Origin of the sequence: Micromonospora sp. DT4, assembly GCF_049841675.1 — a bacterium.
Taxonomy (GTDB): Bacteria; Actinomycetota; Actinomycetes; order Mycobacteriales; family Micromonosporaceae; genus Micromonospora.
In genome coordinates this window covers 1-20,588 of the sequence record NZ_JBNCKT010000079.1, presented here as the reverse complement: position 1 = coordinate 20,588, position 20,588 = coordinate 1, and the positions used below count along the sequence as shown (strand labels likewise).

19 protein-coding genes are annotated in these 20,588 nt (G+C 73.1%); 9 read left to right on the top strand and 10 right to left on the bottom strand.

All coding sequences use genetic code 11. The annotated features are described in order from the left end of the window. Positions 1-8 precede the first annotated feature (8 nt). From hutU to hutH, 5 genes are read left to right on the top strand one after another with little or no spacing between them, the layout of a single operon-like run. On the top strand, positions 9-1,667 hold the full coding sequence (gene hutU, locus ACLQ24_RS20720; protein ID WP_425893365.1) for a urocanate hydratase: 1,659 nt from the start codon (positions 9-11) through the stop codon (positions 1,665-1,667). Continuing rightward, complete coding sequence (locus tag ACLQ24_RS20715; protein WP_425893364.1) at positions 1,664-2,866, top strand: allantoate amidohydrolase; 1,203 nt, start codon at positions 1,664-1,666, stop codon at positions 2,864-2,866. The genes hutU and ACLQ24_RS20715 overlap by 4 nt, the downstream gene beginning before the upstream one ends. Further along, positions 2,863-4,218: a formimidoylglutamate deiminase gene (locus ACLQ24_RS20710; protein ID WP_425893372.1), complete on the top strand. Its 1,356-nt coding sequence runs from the start codon at positions 2,863-2,865 to the stop codon at positions 4,216-4,218. Before ACLQ24_RS20715 ends, ACLQ24_RS20710 begins: the two co-directional genes overlap by 4 nt. Further along, positions 4,215-5,399 carry an imidazolonepropionase gene (hutI, locus tag ACLQ24_RS20705; RefSeq protein ID WP_425893363.1) on the top strand — a complete coding sequence of 395 codons (1,185 nt, stop codon included), beginning with the start codon at positions 4,215-4,217 and terminating at the stop codon, positions 5,397-5,399. Before ACLQ24_RS20710 ends, hutI begins: the two co-directional genes overlap by 4 nt. Beyond that, positions 5,396-6,934 (top strand): histidine ammonia-lyase, encoded by a 1,539-nt coding sequence (hutH, locus tag ACLQ24_RS20700; RefSeq protein ID WP_425893362.1) that lies wholly within the window; start codon positions 5,396-5,398, stop codon positions 6,932-6,934. The genes hutI and hutH overlap by 4 nt, the downstream gene beginning before the upstream one ends. Positions 6,935-7,098: 164 nt before the next feature. Here hutH and rdgB read toward each other — a convergent pair whose 3' ends face one another. From rdgB to ACLQ24_RS20650, 10 genes are all read right to left on the bottom strand, one after another. Continuing rightward, the gene (gene rdgB, locus ACLQ24_RS20695) at positions 7,099-7,716 is read right to left on the bottom strand and encodes an RdgB/HAM1 family non-canonical purine NTP pyrophosphatase (RefSeq protein ID WP_425893361.1); all 618 of its coding nucleotides are present in this window, start codon (positions 7,714-7,716) and stop codon (positions 7,099-7,101) included. A 16-nt stretch (positions 7,717-7,732) separates the two neighbouring features. Beyond that, positions 7,733-8,494 carry a ribonuclease PH gene (gene rph, locus ACLQ24_RS20690; RefSeq protein ID WP_425893359.1) on the bottom strand — a complete coding sequence of 254 codons (762 nt, stop codon included), beginning with the start codon at positions 8,492-8,494 and terminating at the stop codon, positions 7,733-7,735. A gap of 9 nt (positions 8,495-8,503) precedes the next feature. Next, on the bottom strand, positions 8,504-8,641 hold the full coding sequence (locus ACLQ24_RS20685) for a hypothetical protein (RefSeq protein ID WP_425893358.1): 138 nt from the start codon (positions 8,639-8,641) through the stop codon (positions 8,504-8,506). A gap of 123 nt (positions 8,642-8,764) precedes the next feature. Continuing rightward, positions 8,765-9,508: an MBL fold metallo-hydrolase gene (locus ACLQ24_RS20680; protein WP_425893357.1), complete on the bottom strand. Its 744-nt coding sequence runs from the start codon at positions 9,506-9,508 to the stop codon at positions 8,765-8,767. A gap of 224 nt (positions 9,509-9,732) precedes the next feature. After that, positions 9,733-10,698, bottom strand: a complete 966-nt coding sequence (locus tag ACLQ24_RS20675; RefSeq protein WP_425893356.1) for a PLP-dependent cysteine synthase family protein — start codon at positions 10,696-10,698, stop codon at positions 9,733-9,735. 11 nt (positions 10,699-10,709) lie between these two features. Further along, entirely contained in the window at positions 10,710-11,081 is a 372-nt protein-coding gene (locus ACLQ24_RS20670; protein ID WP_425893355.1) for a MoaD/ThiS family protein, read from the bottom strand. A 66-nt stretch (positions 11,082-11,147) separates the two neighbouring features. Then, positions 11,148-11,636: a Mov34/MPN/PAD-1 family protein gene (locus tag ACLQ24_RS20665; protein WP_425893354.1), complete on the bottom strand. Its 489-nt coding sequence runs from the start codon at positions 11,634-11,636 to the stop codon at positions 11,148-11,150. A gap of 52 nt (positions 11,637-11,688) precedes the next feature. Next, on the bottom strand, positions 11,689-12,183 hold the full coding sequence (locus ACLQ24_RS20660; RefSeq protein ID WP_425893371.1) for a DUF2017 domain-containing protein: 495 nt from the start codon (positions 12,181-12,183) through the stop codon (positions 11,689-11,691). A 120-nt stretch (positions 12,184-12,303) separates the two neighbouring features. Then, positions 12,304-12,594 carry an ATP-dependent Clp protease adapter ClpS gene (clpS, locus tag ACLQ24_RS20655; protein WP_234581506.1) on the bottom strand — a complete coding sequence of 97 codons (291 nt, stop codon included), beginning with the start codon at positions 12,592-12,594 and terminating at the stop codon, positions 12,304-12,306. Between the two features lie 138 nt (positions 12,595-12,732). Further along, positions 12,733-14,280: a hypothetical protein gene (locus tag ACLQ24_RS20650; protein ID WP_425893353.1), complete on the bottom strand. Its 1,548-nt coding sequence runs from the start codon at positions 14,278-14,280 to the stop codon at positions 12,733-12,735. Between the two features lie 197 nt (positions 14,281-14,477). Between ACLQ24_RS20650 and ACLQ24_RS20645 the strand changes: the two genes are divergently transcribed. The 4 genes from ACLQ24_RS20645 to ACLQ24_RS20630 all read left to right on the top strand — a co-directional run bounded on the left by ACLQ24_RS20645 (position 14,478) and on the right by ACLQ24_RS20630 (position 20,387). Next, positions 14,478-17,156, top strand: coding sequence for a LuxR C-terminal-related transcriptional regulator (locus ACLQ24_RS20645; RefSeq protein ID WP_425893352.1), 2,679 nt, complete (start codon positions 14,478-14,480; stop codon positions 17,154-17,156). 16 nt (positions 17,157-17,172) lie between these two features. Further along, positions 17,173-18,459, top strand: a complete 1,287-nt coding sequence (locus ACLQ24_RS20640; protein ID WP_425893351.1) for a nicotinate phosphoribosyltransferase — start codon at positions 17,173-17,175, stop codon at positions 18,457-18,459. A 35-nt stretch (positions 18,460-18,494) separates the two neighbouring features. Further along, positions 18,495-19,076, top strand: a complete 582-nt coding sequence (locus ACLQ24_RS20635; RefSeq protein ID WP_425893350.1) for an isochorismatase family protein — start codon at positions 18,495-18,497, stop codon at positions 19,074-19,076. Between the two features lie 63 nt (positions 19,077-19,139). Further along, the gene (locus tag ACLQ24_RS20630) at positions 19,140-20,387 is read left to right on the top strand and encodes an MFS transporter (protein ID WP_425893348.1); all 1,248 of its coding nucleotides are present in this window, start codon (positions 19,140-19,142) and stop codon (positions 20,385-20,387) included. Positions 20,388-20,588: the final 201 nt, after the last annotated feature.

The following is a 20,588-nucleotide window of genomic DNA, read 5'->3' as shown; positions in this document are numbered from 1 at the left end:
AAGCAGAGATGACCCAGCCCATCCGTGCCGCACGGGGCAGCCAGCTCACCACCCGCGGGTGGCAGCAGGAGGCCGCCCTGCGGATGCTGATGAACAACCTCGATCCGGAGGTGGCCGAACGCCCCGACGACCTGGTGGTCTACGGCGGGACCGGGAAGGCGGCGCGGGACTGGCCGTCGTACCACGCGCTGGTGCGTACGCTGACCGACCTGCGCGCGGACGAGACGATGCTGGTCCAGTCCGGCCGCCCGGTCGGGGTGATGCGGACGCACGAGTGGGCGCCCCGGGTGTTGCTGGCGAACTCCAATCTGGTCGGTGACTGGGCGACCTGGCCGGAGTTCCGTCGCCTGGAGCAGCTCGGCCTGACCATGTACGGGCAGATGACCGCCGGTTCGTGGATCTACATCGGCACCCAGGGCATCCTCCAGGGCACCTACGAGACGTTCTCCGCCGTGGCCGCGAAGAGGTTCGGCGGAAGTCTCGCCGGCACGCTCACGCTCACCGCCGGGTGCGGAGGGATGGGTGGCGCACAGCCCCTCGCGGTCACCATGAACGACGGCGTCTGCCTGATCGTGGACGTCGACCGCACCCGGCTCGACCGGCGCGTGCACGACCGCTACCTCGACGAGGTGGCCGACTCCCTGGACGACGCGGTCGCGCGGGTCCGCGCGGCGAAGCGGGACCGGCGCGCGTTGAGTGTCGGGGTCGTCGGCAACGCCGCCGAGGTCTTCCCGGAGCTGCTCGGTCGGGGCATCGAGATCGACATCGTGACCGACCAGACCAGCGCACATGACCCCCTGGCGTACCTGCCCGTGGGCGTGGAGCTGGCCGACGCCCGGGACTACGCCGCCGCGAAGCCAGCCGAGTTCACCGACCGGGCCCGCGCGTCGATGGCGCGGCACGTCGAGGCGATGGTCGGCTTCCTCGACGCCGGCGCCGAGGTCTTCGACTACGGCAACTCGATCCGGGGCGAGGCGCAGCTCGGGGGTTACCAGCGGGCGTTCGACTTCCCGGGCTTCGTGCCCGCGTACATCCGGCCGCTGTTCTGCGAGGGCAGGGGCCCCTTCCGGTGGGCGGCGCTCTCCGGCGACCCGGCCGACATCGCCGCGACCGACCGGGCCATCCTGGACCTGTTCCCGGAGAACGAGTCCCTGGCCCGGTGGATCAAGCTGGCCGGCGAACGGGTCGCGTTCCAGGGTCTGCCGGCCAGGATCTGCTGGCTGGGCCAGGGCGAGCGGGACCGGGCGGGCGTGCGGTTCAACGACATGGTCGCCTCCGGTGAGCTCTCCGCTCCGGTGGTGATCGGCCGGGACCACCTGGACACCGGCAGCGTCGCGAGCCCCTACCGGGAGACCGAGGGGATGGCCGACGGCTCCGACGCGATCGCGGACTGGCCGCTGCTGAACGCGCTCGTCAACACGGCCAGCGGGGCATCCTGGGTGTCCATCCACCACGGCGGCGGCGTCGGCATCGGCCGGTCGATCCACGCCGGGCAGGTCTGCGTGGCCGACGGCACCCCCCTCGCGGGGCAGAAGATCGAGCGGGTGCTCACCAATGACCCGGCGATGGGCGTCATCCGACACGTCGACGCCGGCTACGACAGCGCCCGCGAGGTAGCCGAACGCACCGGCGTCCGGGTGCCCATGACCGAGGGCGCGAACTCGTGAGCGACGACCTGCCCGGCCGGTTCCGGGCGTTGTGGGACGAGATCGCGCCGGTCGGGCGGGACGCCGGCAGCGGCGGCTACCTGCGGTACGCGCTGACCGAGCCGGAACACCAGTTGCGGGCCTGGTTCCGTGGGCAGGCCGAACGTCGCGGCCTGCCGATCACCGAGGACGGCAACGGCAACCTGTTCGCCCACTGGGGTGACCCGGAGGGCACGGACGCCGTGCTGACCGGCAGCCACTTCGACTCGGTGCCGCACGGCGGTGCGTACGACGGCCCCCTCGGCATCGTCAGCGCGTTCCTCGCCGTGGACGAGCTGCGCGCCGCCGGTGTCACCCCGGTCCGGCCGCTCGTGGTGGCCGCGTTCGTCGAGGAGGAGGGCGCGCGTTTCGGCGTACCCTGCCTGGGGTCGCGGCTGCTCACCGGCGCGCTGGCGGCAGACCGCGCGGCCGGCCTGCGCGACGCGGCCGGGGTGAGCTTCGCCGACGCGCTCGGCGGGCGGCCGGCGGGCGCCCGCCCGGAGCTGCTGGGCCGGTTCGGCGCCTTCGTGGAGCTGCACGTCGAGCAGGGCCGCGCGCTCGTCGACGCGAACGCGGCGGTCGGGGTGGCCAGCGCGATCTGGCCGCACGGCCGCTGGCGTTTCGACGTGGTCGGCGAGGGCAACCACGCGGGTACGACCCGGATGGAAGATCGCCGCGACCCGATGCTCACCTACGCGTTCACGGTGTTGGCCGCGAACAAGGAGGCTCGGCTGCGCGGGGCGCACGCCACCGTGGGCCGGGTCGCCGTGGAACCCAACGCCACCAACGCCATCCCGTCGAAGGTGACCGGCTGGCTGGACGCCCGCGCCGCCGACCCGGAGACGCTGACCGGGCTGGTCGACGCGGTCCGGGCCAAGCTCGCCGAGCGGGCCGGCCGCGACGGTACGGAGGTGACCGTCACCGAGGAGTCGGTGACCCCGCTGGTCGCCTTCGACGAAGGCCTGGCCGGGCGTCTGGCCGCGCTGCTGGACGCGCCGGTGCTGCCCACCGGGGCGGGGCACGACGCCGGGGTGCTCGCGGGGCACCTGCCCACGGCGATGCTGTTCGTGCGCAACCCGACCGGGGTGTCGCACTCCCCCGCCGAGGCCGCGAGCGACGACGACTGCGCCGCCGGGGTGCGCGCGCTGGCCCGGGTGCTCAAGGAGCTGACATGCCACTGACCCGCTGGCTGGCCGAGCACGCCTGGCTCCCCGAGCACGCCGAACCCACGCCCGACGTGCTGATCGAGGTCGAGGACGGCCGGATCGGCGCGGTGACGCCGCTGACCCCCGGGAGCCGGCCGCCGTCGGGGGTCGACGTGTACGCCGACGCCGTGCCGCTGCCCGGCCTGACCCTGCCGGGCCTGGCCAACGTGCACTCGCACGCCTTCCACCGGGCCCTGCGCGGGCGTACCCACGGTGGGCGGGGTGACTTCTTCTCCTGGCGGGACCGGATGTACGCCGTCGCCGACCGGCTCGACCCGGACACCTACCTGGCGCTGGCCCGGGCGGTCTACGCCGAGATGGCGCTTGCGGGGATCACCGGCGTCGGCGAGTTCCACTACCTGCACCACCGCCCCGACGGCGGCGCGTACGACGACCCGAACGCGATGGGCGCGGCGCTGGTCGAGGCCGCCGCGCACGCCGGTGTCCGGCTCACTCTGCTGGACGCCTGCTACCTGAGCGCCGGAGTCGACGGCCGGCCGCTCGCCGGGCCGCAGCGGCGTTTCGGCGACGGCGACGCGGCCCGCTGGGCGCAGCGGGTGTCGGCGTTCCAGCCGACGGACTCCCACGTGCGGGTCGGCGCGGCCGTGCACTCGGTACGGGCGGTCCCCGCCGACCAACTCCGGACGGTCGCCGACTGGGCCCGTGACCGGCGGGCTCCGCTGCACGTGCACCTGTCCGAGCAGCCCGCCGAGAACGACGAGTGCCGGGCCGTGCACGGACGTACGCCCACCGCGCTGCTCGCGGACCACGGCGTGCTCGGGCCGGACACCACCGCCGTCCACGCCACCCACCCGACCAGCGCGGACCTGACCCTGCTCGCCGACAGCCGGACCGGCGTGTGCCTCTGCCCCACCACCGAGCGGGACCTCGCCGACGGCATCGGTCCGGCCCGCCGGATGGCCGACGCGGGAATCCGGCTGACCCTGGGCAGCGACAGCCACGCCGTGATCGACCTGTTCGAGGAGGCCCGCGCCGTGGAGCTGGACGAACGGCTGCGCACCCGTCGCCGCGGCCACTTCACCCCGGTCGACCTGCTCACCACGGCGACCGCCGCCGGGCACGCCGCGCTGGGGTGGGCCGACGCCGGACGCATCGCCGTCGGCGCCCGCGCCGACCTGGTGACGGTACGGCTCGACAGCGCCCGCACCGCAGGCGTGCCGCCGGTGGGGGCGTTCTTCGCGGCCGGCGCGGCCGACGTCGACCAGGTCGTGGTGGACGGCCGGGTGGTGGTGGCCGAGGGCCGGCACCTGAGCGTGGACGTACCGGCCGAGCTGGCGGCGTCGATCGAGGCGGTGATCCGCTCATGAGCGCTCTGCTTGTCGACAACATCGGGGAACTGGTCACCAACGGCGTCGGCGAGGACCCACTGGGCATCCGCCGCAAGGCGGCCGTGCTCGTCGAGGAGGGCCGGGTGGCCTGGGTCGGGCCATCCGCGTACGCGCCGGCCGCCGACCGGCGGATCGACGCGGGCGGGGCCGCCGTGCTGCCCGGCTTCGTGGACAGCCACGCGCACCTGGTCTTCGCCGGTGACCGGGCCGCCGAGTTCGCCGCCCGGATGGCCGGCGAGCCGTACACCGGCGGCGGCATCCGGACCACCGTCGGCGCGACCCGGGCCGCCACCGACGACGAGCTACGGGCCACCGTGCGCCGGCTGCGCGGGGAGGCGCTGCGCCAGGGCACCACGACCATGGAGATCAAGAGTGGGTACGGGCTGAGCGTCGCCGACGAGGCCCGCTCGCTGCGGATCGCCGCCGAGACCAGCACCGAGACCACCTTCCTCGGCGCGCACGTGGTCCCCGCCGAGTACGCCGACCGACCGGACGACTACGTCGGGCTGGTCTGCGGGCCGATGCTGGCCGCCGCCGCGCCGCACGCCAAGTGGATCGACGTGTTCTGCGAGCGGGGCGCCTTCGACGTCGACCACGCCCGCGCCATCCTGTCCTGCGGGCAGGCCGTCGGGCTCGGTGTGCGGCTGCACGCCAACCAGCTCGGTCCCGGCCCCGGTGTGCAGCTCGGGGTGGAGCTGGGCGCGGCCAGCGTCGACCACTGCACCCACCTCAGCGACGCCGACGTCGAGGCGCTGGCCGGCACGGTCCACGACGACGGGTCGGGCACCCGCACGGTGGCCACCCTGCTGCCCGGCGCCGAGTTCTCCACCCGCTCGCCGTACCCGGACGCGCGCCGACTGCTCGACGCGGGTGTCACCGTGGCCCTGGCGACGGACTGCAACCCCGGCTCGTCGTACACCTCGTCGATGCCCTTCTGCATCGCCCTCGCGGTCCGCGAGATGCGGATGACCCCGGCGGAGGCGGTCTGGGCCGCCACCGCCGGTGGCGCGCGGGCGCTGCGCCGCGACGACATCGGCGTGCTCACCCCCGGCGCGCGGGCCGACCTGGTCGTCCTGGACGCGCCGTCGTACCTGCACCTGGCCTACCGGCCTGGTGTCCCACTGATCTGCCAGGTAATACGCAACGGAGTGCCGCAATGACGCACGTGACCATCCAGCCCATCGGGATCACCGCCGACGACGTGCTCGCGGTGGCCCGCGGCACCGCCACGGTGGTCCTCGCCCCGGGCACCCGGGACGCGATGGCGACCAGCCGTGCGATCGTGGACGGGATCGAGGCCGCCGGACGACCGGTGTACGGCGTGTCGACCGGGTTCGGGGCGCTGGCGAACACCTTCGTCGCCCCCGAGCGGCGGGCAGAGCTGCAACACGCGCTGATCCGTTCGCACGCCGCCGGGGTGGGCGCCCCGATGCCGCGCGAGGTGGTGCGGGCCATGATGCTGTTGCGGGTACGCTCGCTCGCCCTGGGTCGCTCCGGGGTCCGGCCGCTGGTCGCCGAGGCGCTCGTCGACCTGCTCAACCACGACATCACCCCGTGGGTGCCGGAGCACGGTTCGCTGGGCGCGTCCGGCGATCTGGCGCCGCTCGCGCACTGCGCCCTGGTGCTGCTCGGTGAGGGCTGGGTCCTCGGCCCGGCCGGCGAGCGGCAGGACGCGGCCGACGTGCTGGCCGCCAACGGGCTCAAGCCGATCGAGCTGGCCGCCAAGGAGGGCCTGGCGCTGATCAACGGCACCGACGGCATGCTGGGGATGCTGCTGCTGGCCATCCACGACGCGGCGCACCTCTTCGCGATGGCCGACGTGACCGCCGCGCTCGCCATCGAGGCGATGCTCGGCTCGGAGCGGCCGTTCCTGCCCGAGTTGCACGCCATCCGACCGCACCCCGGCCAGGCCACGTCGGCGGCGAACATCCACCGGCTGTTGCAGGACTCGCGGGTCATGGACTCCCACCGCGACGACCTGGCCCACGCCGTGCAGGACGCGTACTCGATGCGCTGCGCGCCGCAGGTGGCCGGCGCGGCCCGGGACACCCTGGACTTCGTCCGCACGGTCGCGGCCCGGGAGTTGGTGTCCGTCGTGGACAACCCGGTGGTGCTGCCGGACGGGCGGGTCGAGTCGACCGGGAACTTCCACGGCGCGCCGCTGGGCTTCGCCGCCGACTTCCTCGCCATCGCTGCCGCGGAGGTCGGTGCGATCGCCGAGCGGCGGGTGGACCGGCTGCTGGACGTCACCCGCTCACGGGAGCTGCCGGCGTTCCTCTCCCCCGACGCGGGGGTCAACTCCGGGCTGATGATCGCCCAGTACACGGCGGCCGGGATCGTCGCGGAGAACCGTCGGCTCGCCGCCCCCGCGTCGGTGGACTCGCTGCCCACCAGCGGCATGCAGGAGGACCACGTCTCGATGGGCTGGGCGGCGGCCAAGAAGCTGCGCACCGTGCTGGACAACCTGACCAGCCTGCTCGCGGTCGAGTTGCTGGCCGGCGTACGCGGTCTGCAACTGCGCGCGCCGCTGGTGCCGTCGCCGGCCGGCCGGGCCGCCGTCGCCGCTCTCGGTCAGGCGGCCGGCGAACCCGGCCCGGACAGGTTCCTCGCCCCGGTGATGGAGGCGGCCCGCGCCGTCGTCGCCGGCCCCGAGCTGCGCGCCGCCATCGAGCGGGAGGTCGGCCCGCTGGGCTGACCTCCACGGGTCGCTGTCGTCCGCCGCCCGTCAGGCGGCGGGCGGCAGCGATGTCACGTACGCCCGTCAGGCGGCGGGCGGCAGCGATGTCACGTACGCCGGTCAGGCGGCGGGCGGCAGCACCTCACGCCCGTCAGGCGGCGGGCGGCAGCACCTCACGCCCGTCAGGCGGCGGGCGGCAGCACCTTGGCGACCAGCTTGGCCAGCTCCCGCAGCGCCTTGCCCCGGTGGCTGACCGCGTCCTTCTCGGCCGGGGTCAGCTCGGCGTTGGTGCGCTCCTGACCGTCGCCCAGGAAAATGGGGTCGTAGCCGAACCCGCCATCGCCACGCGGGGCGCGCAGCACCCGGCCGGGCTGCCGGCCGTCGACAAGGTGCTCCTTGCCGCCGGGCAGCACCAGCGCCACGGTGCAGACGAACGACGCCGTCCGGTGCTCGTCCGGCACGTCGGCGATCTGGTCCAGCACGAGCTGGAGGTTGGCTTGGTCGTCGCCGTGCTTACCGGCCCACCGGGCGCTGAACACGCCCGGCATTCCGTTCAGGGCGTCCACCGCGATCCCCGAGTCGTCGGCGATCGTCGGGAACCCGGTACGCCGGCGGCCCTCCCGCGCCTTGATCAGCGCGTTCTCACCGAAGGTGAGGCCAGTCTCCGGCAACTCCGGGTACTCCTCGACGTCGTCGAGGCCGAGCAGGGCGATCCGGTGCGCGCCGAGCGCGCCGTCCAGGATCCGCTGAAGCTCCACCAGCTTCTTGCGGTTACGCGTGGCCAGCAGGACCTTGTTCATGCTGAGAAACCTCTGTTCACGACTGCGGGGCTCGCAAGCTCACTGCTCGCGCCCACGTGAGTGCCTTGCGCTGGGCTTCGGCCAACTCGGCGCACCCGGCCACGGCCAGGTCGAGCAGGCTGTCGAGCTGGTCACGGGCGAACACGCCCGCCTCGCCGGTGCCCTGCACCTCGACGAAGTCGCCCGCGCCGGTGCACACCACGTTCATGTCCACCTCGGCGGCCACGTCCTCGGAGTAGCAGAGGTCCAAGCGTGCCTCACCGGCGATGATCCCGACGCTGACGGCGGCCACCGAGCGGTGCATCACCTTCTCCGGCTTGCCGACGAGGGCCTTACGGGCGGCCAGCCAGCCCACCGCGTCGTGCAGCGCGACGTACGCGCCGGTGATCGCGGCGGTCCGCGTACCGCCGTCGGCCTGGAGCACGTCGCAGTCGAGCACGATCGAGTTCTCGCCGAGGGCCTTGAGGTCGATGCTGGCCCGTAGGCTGCGGCCGATCAGGCGGGAGATCTCGTGGGTACGCCCACCGACGCGGCCCTTGACGCTCTCCCGGTCGGAGCGGGTGTTGGTGGCCCGGGGCAGCATCGCGTACTCGGCGGTCACCCAGCCGAGCCCGGAGCCCTTGCGCCAGCGGGGCACCCCTTCGGTGACGCTCGCCGTGCAGAGCACCCGGGTGCCGCCGAACTCGACGAGCACCGAGCCCTCCGGATGGGTGCTCCAGCCACGGGTCAGGGTCACCGGTCGAAGTTGAGAGGGCCCTCGCCCGTCAGGTCGCGCCATGCCTGCACCCTATGCGGTGCGGCGATCCACCTCGCCCCGGGTGTCCCGCGGCACGTCCACGCCGTGTGCCTCGACGAACCCGGCGACCGCCGCCGGCCCGCCGTTGACGTCCGGCGGGAACGACTCGGTCACGATGGCGATCCGCATGTCCACACCATGCGGGTGTCACGGGCGCGTCAGGCGACCGCCCGCTGACCGGCCGGCGAACAGTACGGCACAACACCGGGCCATCGACGACGCCCGCGACGGGCGCGGGTGGCCGCGACGCGGTCAGACGTCGTAGCTGGCGCCCGCCCGGACCACCTCGAGTGGCCCGGAATACGCGGTGGCAGCCGACTCCAGCGTGTGCGCCTCGCTGCCCCAGGCGGCGACCAGGTGGGTGAGCAGCAGCCGACCCACCGCTGCCTTGGTCGCCGTCTCACCCGCCTCCCGCCCGGTCAGGTGCAGATCCGGAGGATTGTCCGCGCCGTCGAGGTAGCTGGCCTCGCACAGGAACACGTCGGCGCTCTGGGCCAGCCGCAGCAACGCGTCGCAGGGAGCGGTGTCCGACGAGTAGCACAACGACCGACCACCGTGCTCCAGCCGCACGCCGTACGTCTCGACGGGGTGGTTGACCCGGTCGACGGTGACCGTGAACGGCCCGATCGGGAACGTGCCCGGCTGGAGGGCGTAGAACTGGTAGACGTCGTCCACCGTGCCGTCGTCGCCGTAGGCGGCGCTCAGCCGGTCCGGGGCGCCCGAGGGCGCGTACACCGGCAACGGCGGATAGGGGCCGTCCGGGGCGTACCGGCGGACCACCACGTACGAGACGGCGTCGAGGATGTGGTCACAGTGCAGGTGGGTCAGCAGGATCGCGTCCGGGGCGTGCAGCCCCACGTACCGCTGGAGGCTGGACAACGACCCCGAACCGAAGTCGACCAGGAGACGGAAACCGTCTGCCTCGACGAGGTAGGCGGAGCACGGTGACTCGGGGCCGGGGAAGCTGCCGGCACACCCAAGGACGGTCAGTCGCATCGGGTTTTCTCACTGTCACTGTCAGTAGTATCCCTGCCGGCGGTCGTACCGGCCATGGTCTCTACCGACGCGTACGCCACGCTGCGCAGCCTACGCTGGGGTACCCACGGACAAGAATCATCCGTTGGAAGTTGTCACGAACGTGACACCTGCTCACAGCGAGCCGGACGCGGAACGGGCCATCGACGCGTACGCCGACGGCCCGTTCGCCACAGACCTCGCGATCAGGCCCAGAGCTGACCCTCCAACGCGTCCTCGGCATCCGCGAGGGTGCCCCCGTACGCGCCGGTGGACAGGTATTTCCAGCCACCGTCGCAGACCACGAACGCCACGTCGGCCCGCCGGCCGTCGCGGACCGCCTCGTGGGCCACCGCGAGCGCGGCGTGCAGGATCGCGCCGGTGGAGAACCCCGCGAAGATGCCCTCCACCTCGACGAGCTGACGGGTACGCAGCACCGCGTCCCGCGTGCCGACCGAGAAACGCCGGGACAGGACCGAGGCGTCGTACAGCTCCGGCACGTACCCCTCGTCGATGTTGCGCAGCCCGTAGACCAGCTCGCCGTAGCGCGGCTCGGCCGCCACGACCTGGATGCCCTCGACCTTCTCGCGCAGGTAGCGTCCGGTGCCCATCAGGGTGCCGGTGGTGCCCAGCCCGGCCACGAAGTGCGTGATGGTGGGCAGGTCGTGCAGCAGCTCCGGGCCGGTCGTCTCGTAGTGTGCCCGCGCGTTGGCCTCGTTGCCGTACTGGTAGAGCATCACCCAGTCCGGGTGGTCGGCGGCGATCTGCTTGGCCGTCGCGACGGCCTGGTTGGAGCCGCCCGCCGCCTCCGAGAAGATGATCTCCGCCCCGTACATGCGGAGCAGTTGGACCCGCTCGGTGGAGACGTTCTCGGGCATCACGCAGACCAGCCGGTACCCGCGCAGCTTGGCCACCATGGCCAGCGAGATACCGGTGTTGCCGCTGGTCGGCTCCAGGATGGTGTCACCCGCCCGGAGCCGGCCGGCCTCCTCCGCCGCGCGGACCATGAACAGCGCCGCGCGATCCTTGATGCTGCCCGTGGGGTTCCGGTCCTCCAGCTTGGCCCAGAGCCGCACCGGCGGAGCGCCGTCGGGCACGGTCGGGGAGAGCCGGGGCAGACCGACGAGCGGCGTACCCCCACAGGCATCGAGCAGGCTGTCGTACCGCGCCATGGCGGCCGCCCTCAGCGGGCGGCGACGGCGGTCGCGGCGCTGGGCGAACTGATCGCCGCCCGCGCGGCACTGTGCGAACTGATCGCCGCTGCCGCGGCGAAGCCGAACGCGCCGCCGGCCACGGCCGGCAGGATGGTGACGCTGTCACCGTCGGTGAGCTTCGCGTCGAGCGCGCCGAGGAAGCGGACGTCCTCGTCGTTGACGTAGACGTTCACGAAGCGGTGCAGTACGCCGGCGTCGGTGACCAGCCGGCCACGCAGCCCGGCGTGCCGGGAGTCCAGGTCGGTGAGCAGGTCGCCCAGCGTGTCGCCGGCGCCCTCGACGACCTTGGCGCCGCCGGTGTAGCTACGCAGGATGGTGGGGATGCGAACCTCGATGGCCATGATGTCGTGCTCCTTGATCGGGTGTGCCAACGGTGACGGGAAGAAACGGGTGCGGACGCTGACGGGTCAGCGTCCGGAACACTCGTAGTCGACCGTCGCCGGGCTCTGCCCGAACATGTAGGACTGCACGGCGTGCGGGTCGACCCCGGCCTCCACGATCTGGACCGGCTCCTCGGTCACCACGCCGTCGACGATCCGGAACGACCGGATCTCCTCCGAGTCGGGCTCGCGAGTCGAGACGAGCAGGTAGTGCGCGCCCGGCTCGCCGGCGAAGGAGACATCCGTCCGGGACGGGTACGCCTCGGTCGCGGTGTGCGAGTGGTAGATGACAACTGGCTCCTCGTCCCGGTCGTCCATCTCCCGCCACACGCGCAGGTGCTCCATCGAGTCGAACTCGTAGAAGGTCATGGACCGCGCGGCGTTGTCCATCGGGATGCGCCGGGTCGGGGTGTCGCTGCCGACGGCACCGGCGACGACGCCGCACGCCTCGTCGGGGTGGTCCCGGCGGGCGTGGGCGACGATCGCGTCGATGATCGACCGGTCGATGCTCAGCACGTGCACCAGCCTAACGCCTACCGCGCGGGCCCTGAAGTGGTGCGGGTCACGCCTAGTCGATCAAGGCGTTGAGCAGGGACTCCTGGAGATACCCGAGATATGCGTAGACCGACAGCTGGAACACCCGGCTGGAGCCCGGGTCCTCGGTCACCGCGTCGTCCAGCTCTTCACCCAGGTCAGTGCCGTCCTTGATCTCCAGCCGGACGCCCATCGCCAGGCGCGCGTCGTTGAGCGCCCGCAGCCACGCCTCGGCTGCCTCGGCGTCCAACCGCACCTCTCCGCCAGCCTCGTCGGGCAGCGCGGCCAGGATGGCCCCAGCCTGGTCGATCTTCGCGGTCTTCAGGTCGCCCTCGGTGTAGCGGCGGAACTCCGCGGCGCTGGCCGCGTCCTCGGGGTACGCCGCCGGAAACAGCCGGTCGACGACCGGGTCGGTGTGGTCGAACCCGTCGGTGAGCAGACCGACCACCTCGGAGGCCACCTTGCGCAGTACCCGCACCTCGTCAACGGCGAAGGTGGCGACGTAGCGGCCCGCCTGCCGCCGGAACATGCTCACGATTCCTGCCCGGTTCGCGACTGCGGGGCTCGCAGGCCCGGCTCACTCCTCGCGCTCACGATTCCTGCCCGGTTCGCGACTGCGGGGCTCGCAGGCCCGGCTCACTCCTCGCGCTCACGAGCGATCCACGGTTGCCCACAGCCCGTACGCGTGCAACTGCGACGCGTCGTGCTCCATGCGCTCGCGGGCGCCCGTGGAGACCACGGCACGGCCCTTGTGGTGCACGTCCAACATGAGCTGCTCCGCCCTCTCCCGGCTGTAGCCGAACAGCTTCTGGAAGACCCAGGTCACGTACGTCATCAGGTTGACCGGGTCGTCCCACACAATCGTCACCCATTGCCGGTCGGGCGCCGGCACCTCGTCAGTGGCCGGCGTCTCGACCGGTGCAACCTGTGGAGCCGCCATGCCCCCCATCGTGCCACCGGTTTCCCGGAACCGAGGAACCGGAACGCCGGACGAGCACGGATCGCCCGCCGCGAAGCCGCCTCGCACCTCGTCGGATGCGAGGCGCAAAACGGGGTCGAGCCACACGACGGTCACGCGTCAGGCGAGCAGGATGCCGTGGTCGACCGCATCGGACAGCACCACGTGCAGCGAGAGGCGGATCACCTCGAAGCGCCGGGAGATCTCGCGGGAAAGCTCCAACTCGACCTCCCGCAGCGCCCGCTGGGACCAGGCCCGCGCCGCGCTGTGGTCGTCGTTACCGGGGGTACGCCACTGCTGCCAGCACCCGCCGGAGAGCGCCACCGCCACCGGCGGAAGCACCTCGTCACGGGCCGCGGTTGGATAGCCGGCGAGCGCGTCGATCGCCTCGGCGCCAGTCAGCCCGGCGACACCCGCCGTACTGGTGACCAGCAGGACCCGGTCCAGGTCACGTCCGGCGCGGTGGTCGGCCAGGCCGTACTGCACGGCGGTGACGATCCGACGGCGCACTCCCTCCGCCGGCGCCGCGCCGAGCACCTGGGCGGTAGCGTCGGACACGATGCCCCGCAACGCCTGGTCGCACTGGGCGGTGGCCAGCAGCGACAGTGCCGCCATCTCCCGGTCGAGCAGATCCGGCAGTCCGGCGCAGCCGACCCCGAAGACGATCTCCTGGACGGCCCGCAGATGGATGTTCGCCAGTTCCAGGGCGAGGTGCTGGCGAATCCGCTGGGCGCACGAGCGGGTCTGCCGGTCGAGCCGCTCGGACCAGTCTCCCGGGTCGGCGGCCACCGTCACGCGGTCGTGCTGACCCGGGAGCACCGGTGGCTCGGCACTGGCCCGCTGCAAACCCTCCGTCGCGGACCAGCCCACCAGCGCCCGGCGCAGGTCGGCGGCGGCCTCGGCGCCGTCGACAGGGAACCAGCGCGCACCGGCCAGGGAGGGCACGGCAGCCAGCAACGCCGCCCGGTGCGCCTCGACGGTCACCGCGACGGAATCCACGTCCCCGGGCTGACCAGCCGCCGGCGGAACGGACGCCCCCGTGTCGTCCGTCGCCACGCCGTCGGCCACCGGCGCCCAACCGGCCGTTCCGGGCGTGACCGCGAAGACGACCTCCACCGGGGCCGCGGCCACCTCGGCGAGCAGGTTCAGCTCCTGGGCGGTGAACGCCTGGTCGGCCGCGATCACGAAGAGCAGCGCACCGGCCCGGCCGACGGCGTCGCGCAGCACCCGGACGCCGGCCACCCCGAGCGCGCCGGTGTCCGGCGTGTCGATCAGGGTGAAGTGGCGCAGCAGCGGCTCGGGGACGCTCAGCTCGACCCGCCGTGGCGGGCGGGCCAGCGCCGGGCCGGCCGCGTCCCGGTCGGCGCCGTACGAGTGCGGCTGGCGGTAGCCCGGGACGAACGCCGCCCGCGTCGGCACCTTGGCGTGCCGGACCACCAGCCAACTGCCCGCCGGCACGGTGAGCATCACCGGGTCGAGACCGACGAGGGTGGCGAGCACAGCACGCCGGTCGGCGCCGGCGGGACCGACGGCGACCACGCCGAGCGGCTCGTCCGCCCGGGGATCGGGCACGTCGAGCTCGGTGGGCAGCGGGCCGCAGCTCGGCAGGTCGGCTGAGCCGGCCATGTCGCCGGACGAGTCGAGCGAGGGGAGAGGGCCCTGCTGCATCGGGTGGCCTCCCGGGGCTGGCGGCCGGCGCGCCGGTCGCATGGAAATTCCGGTGACATCACCCGGATGCCCGAAGAGTACGTCGGGCCGGCCGACCAGGCGGAACACCGCGCATACTCACCGGTAATTGTGCGACTACTCAACTTCAGTGCGTGACGATGCGGGCGCGGACGGAATTCGATGGATATGCTGCGCGGATGAGTCGATGGACGTTCGTCGGCCGGACCGATGAACTCAACCGCCTGCTGGCGGCGGTTACCGACGAGGCCGGCCGAGGGCTCTTCTTCAGCGGCAGCGCCGGCATCGGCAAGAGCAGGTTGTTGCGCGAGGGCGTCAACGCGCTGCCCACCGACCGGTACGCCATCTGGTCCATCGCCGCCAGCGCCACCACGGCGGCCCTGCCGTTCGGTGGGCTGGTGCAGGTCCTCCCGGCGGAACAGCCGCAGGGCCTCTCCCCCGCCGGCATCCTGCGTTGGGCGTTGGGCGTCCTGCAGCAGCAGGCCGCCGGCCGACGGATCGTGCTCGCCATCGACGACGCGCACCTGCTCGACCCGCCCTCCGCCGCGCTGGTGCACCTGGTCGCCCGCGCCGACAACGCCACAGTCGTGGGCACCCTCCGCGACGGCGAGCAGATCCCGCTGCCGATCCGTGCACTCTGGACCGACGACCTGGTCGAGCACGTCGAGCTGACCCCGATGCCACCGTCGGAGACCGCCGGCCTGCTGGCCGCGATCCTGGGCGGCCCCGTGGACGCCGGCTCCGCCGACCGGCTCGGCCGACTGTCGGCCGGCAACCCACTGCTGCTGCGTGAGCTGGTGCACGCCGCCAACGGCAGCGAGGAGCTGAAGCGCACCTACGGGATCTGGAAATGGACCGGGCGGCTGGAGCTGGCGCCCAGCCTCACCGAGCTGATCGACACCCGCGTCGGGCAGCTCACCGACGGCGTCCGCACGGTCGTCGAGCTGGTCGCCTTCGGAGAGCCACTCGGGCTGAGCCTGCTCAACCAGGCCGCCGAGCAGTCCGATGTGGAGTTCGCCGAGGAGCGCGGGCTGATCGCCGTCGTCCAGCACGACCGGCGGACCAACGTACGCCTGGCGCACCCGCTCTACGGCGAGGTGATGCGTCGCCGTTGCCCGGTCAGCCGCACCCGACGCCTGCAGGCGCACCTCGCCGAGCTGCTGGAGCAGGTCGGCAAGCGGCGTCGCGACGACCTGCTGCGGGTGGCGGTGTGGCGACTCGACTCGGGCACCGCACAGGACGCCGCCCTGCTCGTGGACGCGGCGATGCAGGCGTTCACCCGCTACGACGTACCGTTGGCGACCCGGCTGGCCCGGGCCGCGCTGCACGCCGACGGCGGCTCGGACGCGGCGGAGCTGCTGGCCACCATCCTGATGTTCGCCGACCAACCGGACGAGGCGCTCACCGTCCTCGACGCGGTGGCCCTGGAGCCCGGCGACGAGCGTCGCCTCTGCCGGTGGCTGACCGCCCGCGGCATGGTCAGCTACTGGGGGCTCAGTCGGGAGTCCACGGTGGAGGAGATCGCGAGCCGGGTCGAGCAGCTCGGCGACTCCGCCGACCGCGCGCGGGCGCACGCCTTCGAGGCGATCATGCGGCTGCACCGGCTCGACACGGCCACCGCCGTGCGGCTCAGCCAGACCGTGCTCGACCGGCCCGCGGCCAGCATCGCCGCCCGCGAGCTGGCCCGCAGCACCATCGCGTACGTCCAGGCCGCCGAGGGTCAGCTCACGCGCAGCGGCGCGGCCATCGCCCAGGTGCACTCCGCCGCGGCCAGCTGGCGCACCGACATGCCGTACCTGCAACTGGCCCTCGAGCTGGCCCGCGGCACCCGGCTCATGCTCACCGGCGACCTCTTCGGGATCGACGCGATCGTGGCCGACGAGTTCGCCGACCTCGCTGGCGCGGGTGACTTCCGGCTCGGCACCGGATACCTGGCGATCCTCGCGGCGTACGCCGCACGGCTGCGAGGGCAGAGCGACGCGGCGATGCGTACCTCGTTGGGCGCCTGCGCGGTGCTGGCGACCAGCCGGGTCTACGCCGGCCTGGCCCAGTCCGAGCGGGCCCAGGCGGCGGCGCTGCGCGGCGACGCGGAGCAGGCCACCGAGGCGATGGCCGAGGCCGACCGCACCCACGCGTCGAGCATGGCGGTGCTCTACCCGTGGCTGGAACAGGCCCGCGGCGCGGTGCTGGCCGCGTCGGGTGACCTGCCGGGCGCGGTGAAGCAGCTCAGCGATCTGGCCGATCGGCTGCGCGCGGACGGCTTCGCCGGGCACGAGGTGCACGTCCTGCACGACCTGGTCCGACTGGAGCAGGCCGGTGCGCCGGTCGGCCCCACCTGCTCCGACGGCGGTCGGCGCACCGTCGCGCAGCGCCTCGCCGAACTGTCCGAACAGGTGGATGGCGTGCTCCCGCCGCTGCTGGCGCGGCACGCCCGGGCCGCGGTGACCGACTCGGCCCCGGATCTGTTGTCGGTCGCCGACGACTACGCCGCGCTGGAGTTGACCGTGTACGCCGCCGAGGCCACCGCCCAGGCCCTGCAGCGGCTGCGCCAGCAGCACTCGGTGGCCGCCGGCGAGGCACGCGAACGGCTGGCCGGGTTGCTCGGGCGGTGCGACCTGATCCGGACACCGGCGCTACGGGCCGGAGCGCCAGTGCTGACCGAACGCGAGTGGCAGGTGGCGCGCCTCGCCGCCCACGGCGCGACCAGCAAGGCCATCGCGGAGCGGCTGTACCTCTCCGCCCGCACCGTGGAGAACCACCTGCAGAGGATCTACACCAAGCTCGGCGTGACCGGCCGGACCGAGTTGTGGGCCGCCCTGCGGTCGATCCCGGGCCACGACGGCGGCGACTCGGGCTGAACCTTAGGCTGGGGCGGTGAGCACCCTCCGCCCCGCGCTGCTGACCGACCACTACGAGCTGACCATGGTCAGTGCGGCACTCAAGGACGGCACCGCCGACCGCCGCTGCGTCTTCGAGGTGTTCAGCCGCCGGCTGCCCAGTGGCCGGCGGTACGGCGTCGTCGCCGGCACCGCCCGGCTGATCGAGCTGATCCGCGACTTCCGTTTCGACCCGGCCGAGGTCGACTTCCTGCGCCGCACCGGGGTGGTCGACGAGGCGGCGGCAGCCTGGCTCACCAACTACCAATTCACCGGTGACATCGACGGGTACGCCGAGGGTGACCTGTTCTTTCCCGGTTCGCCGATCCTGACGGTCTCCGGCGGTTTCGCCGAGTGCGTGGTGCTGGAGACGGTGGCGCTGTCCGTCCTCAACCACGACTGCGCGGTGGCGGCCGCGGCGGCGCGGATGGTCACCGCCGCCCGGGGCCGGGCGCTGATCGAGATGGGGTCGCGCCGGGCACACGAGGAGGCGGCCGTGGCGGCGGCGCGAGCCGCGTACCTGGCCGGTTTCCGGTACACCTCCAACCTCGCCGCCGGCGAGCGCTACGGCATCCCCACGGCGGGCACGGCGGCGCACGCGTTCACCCTGCTGCACGACGACGAGCGGGCGGCGTTCGCCTCGCAGGTCGCCACGCTGGGCAGGGACACCACGCTGCTGGTCGACACGTACGACATCTCGCAGGGCATCCGTAACGCGATCGCGGTGGCCGGGCCGGAGCTGCGGGCGGTCCGGATCGACTCGGGTGACCTGGCGGTGATCGCGCAGCAGTCCCGGGAACTGCTCGACTCCCTGGGCGCCACCGAGACCAAGATCATCGTGTCGGGCGACCTGGACGAGTACTCGATCGCCGCCCTGGCCGCCGAGCCGGTCGACATGTACGGCGCGGGCACGGCCGTGGTCACCGGCTCCGGGGCGCCCACCGCGGGGCTGGTCTACAAGCTCGTCGAGGTCGACGGTCGGCCGGTGGTGAAGCGCTCCGAGCACAAGGCCACCATCGGAGGGCGCAAGGTCGCGGTCCGGCGGCACAAGCCGACCGGCACCGCCACCGAAGAGATCATCGTCCCGCAGGGCGTGCCGGACCGGCAGGCCAACGACCGGATGCTCCAGCGCTCGTACGTGATCGACGGCGAGGCCGTGGGCCTGCCCACGCTCGACGAGTCCCGGGAGCACCTGCGCGAGTGCCTCATCTCCATCCCGTGGGAAGGGCTGAAGCTCTCCGCCGGTGACCCCGCTGTGCCGGTCACCGTCGTACCCGCCGGCTGAGCCCGCCCACCGATCCGACCTCGAAGGGACCCCCGATGGCCAACGCTCTGATCATCGTGGACGTGCAGAACGACTTCTGTGAGGGCGGCTCACTGGCCGTCCCGGGCGGTGCCGGGGTGGCCGCCGGGATCTCCCGGCTGCTCGCCACGGAGCCGGACCGGTGGCAGCACGTGGTCGCCACGAAGGACTACCACATCGATCCGGGCGCGCACTTCGGCGACCCGCCGGACTTCGTGGAGTCGTGGCCCCGGCACTGCGTGGTCGGCACCAGCGGCTCGGAGTTCCACCCGGAGCTGGAGACCGGCCTGGTCGAGGCGATCTTCCACAAGGGCGAGCACGCCGCCGCGTACTCCGGCTTCGAGGGGCACACCGACGACGGCGAGTGCCTGGCCGACTGGCTGCGGCGGCACCACGTGGACCGGGTCGACGTGGTCGGCATCGCCACCGACCACTGCGTCCGCGCCACCGCGCTGGACGCCGCCCGCGAGGGCTTCGCCACCACGGTCCTGCTGGAGCTGACCGCCGCGGTCGCTCCGGAGACCACCGACGTGGCGCTGCGCGCGATGGACGGCGCCGGAGTGGTAGTGCACGGAGAGCCTGTGATCAGGGCCGCATAAAGCCTGTGATCAGGGCCGCATGAGGCGGTAATTGGTTGGCCAACGGTCCGCCATCCGTCGAAGATGTCGCCGGAGGTACGGACCAACGTGAACATCAAGCCTTACCGGACAGCGCTCGCCCTGCCCGGCCTGCGGTCGCTGCTGCTGGTCGCCGTCCTCGCGCGCATCCCGCTCACGGCCACCGGGGTCACGCTGACCTTCCACGTGGTGCTCGACCTCGATCGGGGTTACGGCGCGGCAGGCCTGGTGGGCGCCGCCATCACGGTGGGCGCGGCGATCGGCGGGCCACTGCTCGGCCGTCTGGTCGACCGACGCGGCCTGCGTCCGGTACTGGTGCTCACCGGGATCGCCGAGGCGGTGTTCTGGACCACCGCGCCCTCGTTGGCGTACCCGCTGCTGTTGCCGGCCGCCTTCGTGGCCGGCTCGCTGGCTTTGCCCATCTTCTCGGTGGTCCGTCAGTCGATCGCGGCGCTGGTCCCGGAAGATCAACGGCGGCCGGCGTACGCGTTGGACTCCATGTCTCTCGAGCTGTCCTTCATGATCGGCCCGGCGCTGGCGGTGGCCCTGGTCACCGCGATCTCGGCGCAGACCACCATGTATCTCGTCGGTGGCGGCATTGTGGCCGCGGGGATCGCCCTGTGGTTGCTGAACCCGCCGATCCGTGGCGCCGCCGAGCCCGTCGGCCCGCGACGCCAGGTGCCCCGCCGGGAGTGGCTGACGCCCCGGCTGCTCGCCGTACTGGCGGTCAGCACCGCCGCAACCCTCGTGCTCGGGGGTACCGACGTGGCGGTGGTCGCCGTCCTGCGGGCCAGCGGCGAGGCCGGCTGGACCGGTGCCGTGCTGGCCGGTTGGGCGATCGCCTCCCTGGTCGGCGGCTTCGCCTACGGGGCGGTGCACCGCGCGCTCTCCCCGCTGACCCTGACCGCCGCGCTCGCGCTCTGCACCATCCCGGTCGGGCTGGGCGGCGCACACTGGTGGCTACTCTGGCTGGCGCTGATCCCGGCCGGCGCGCTCTGCGCGCCGACCATCGCGGCCTCCGCCGACGCCGTCAGCCGACTCGCACCGGCCGAGGTACGCGGTGAGGCGATGGGCCTGCACGGCTCGGCCGTCACCGTCGGCATCGCGGTCGGCGCACCGCTCGCCGGCGCGGTGATCGACGCCAGCGCGCCGCTGTGGGGCTTCGTGGTGACCGGGGCGCTCGGCGCTCTGGTCACCCTGGCCGTACTCCCCATCGAGCTACGCCGCCGTCGCAACGCCACCGAGGTGACCTCGCCGCCGGTCGAGGCCGACCTCACCTCCGCCATCCACTGACGGCCAACCGGGCGGACCAGACCCCGCCTGTTGACTGCTTGCCAGCCCGCCCGCCGACCGACTCCGTGGTCAGCTCTGACCGGCTCGCCCAGCCCGGCCGACATGACGCCGGTGGGTGCTCTACCTCTGAGAGACTGTCGGGTAACTGGGTGGGGGCGGAACGTCACGCCGAGACACGTCGATGGAAGGTCCTCGACAAAT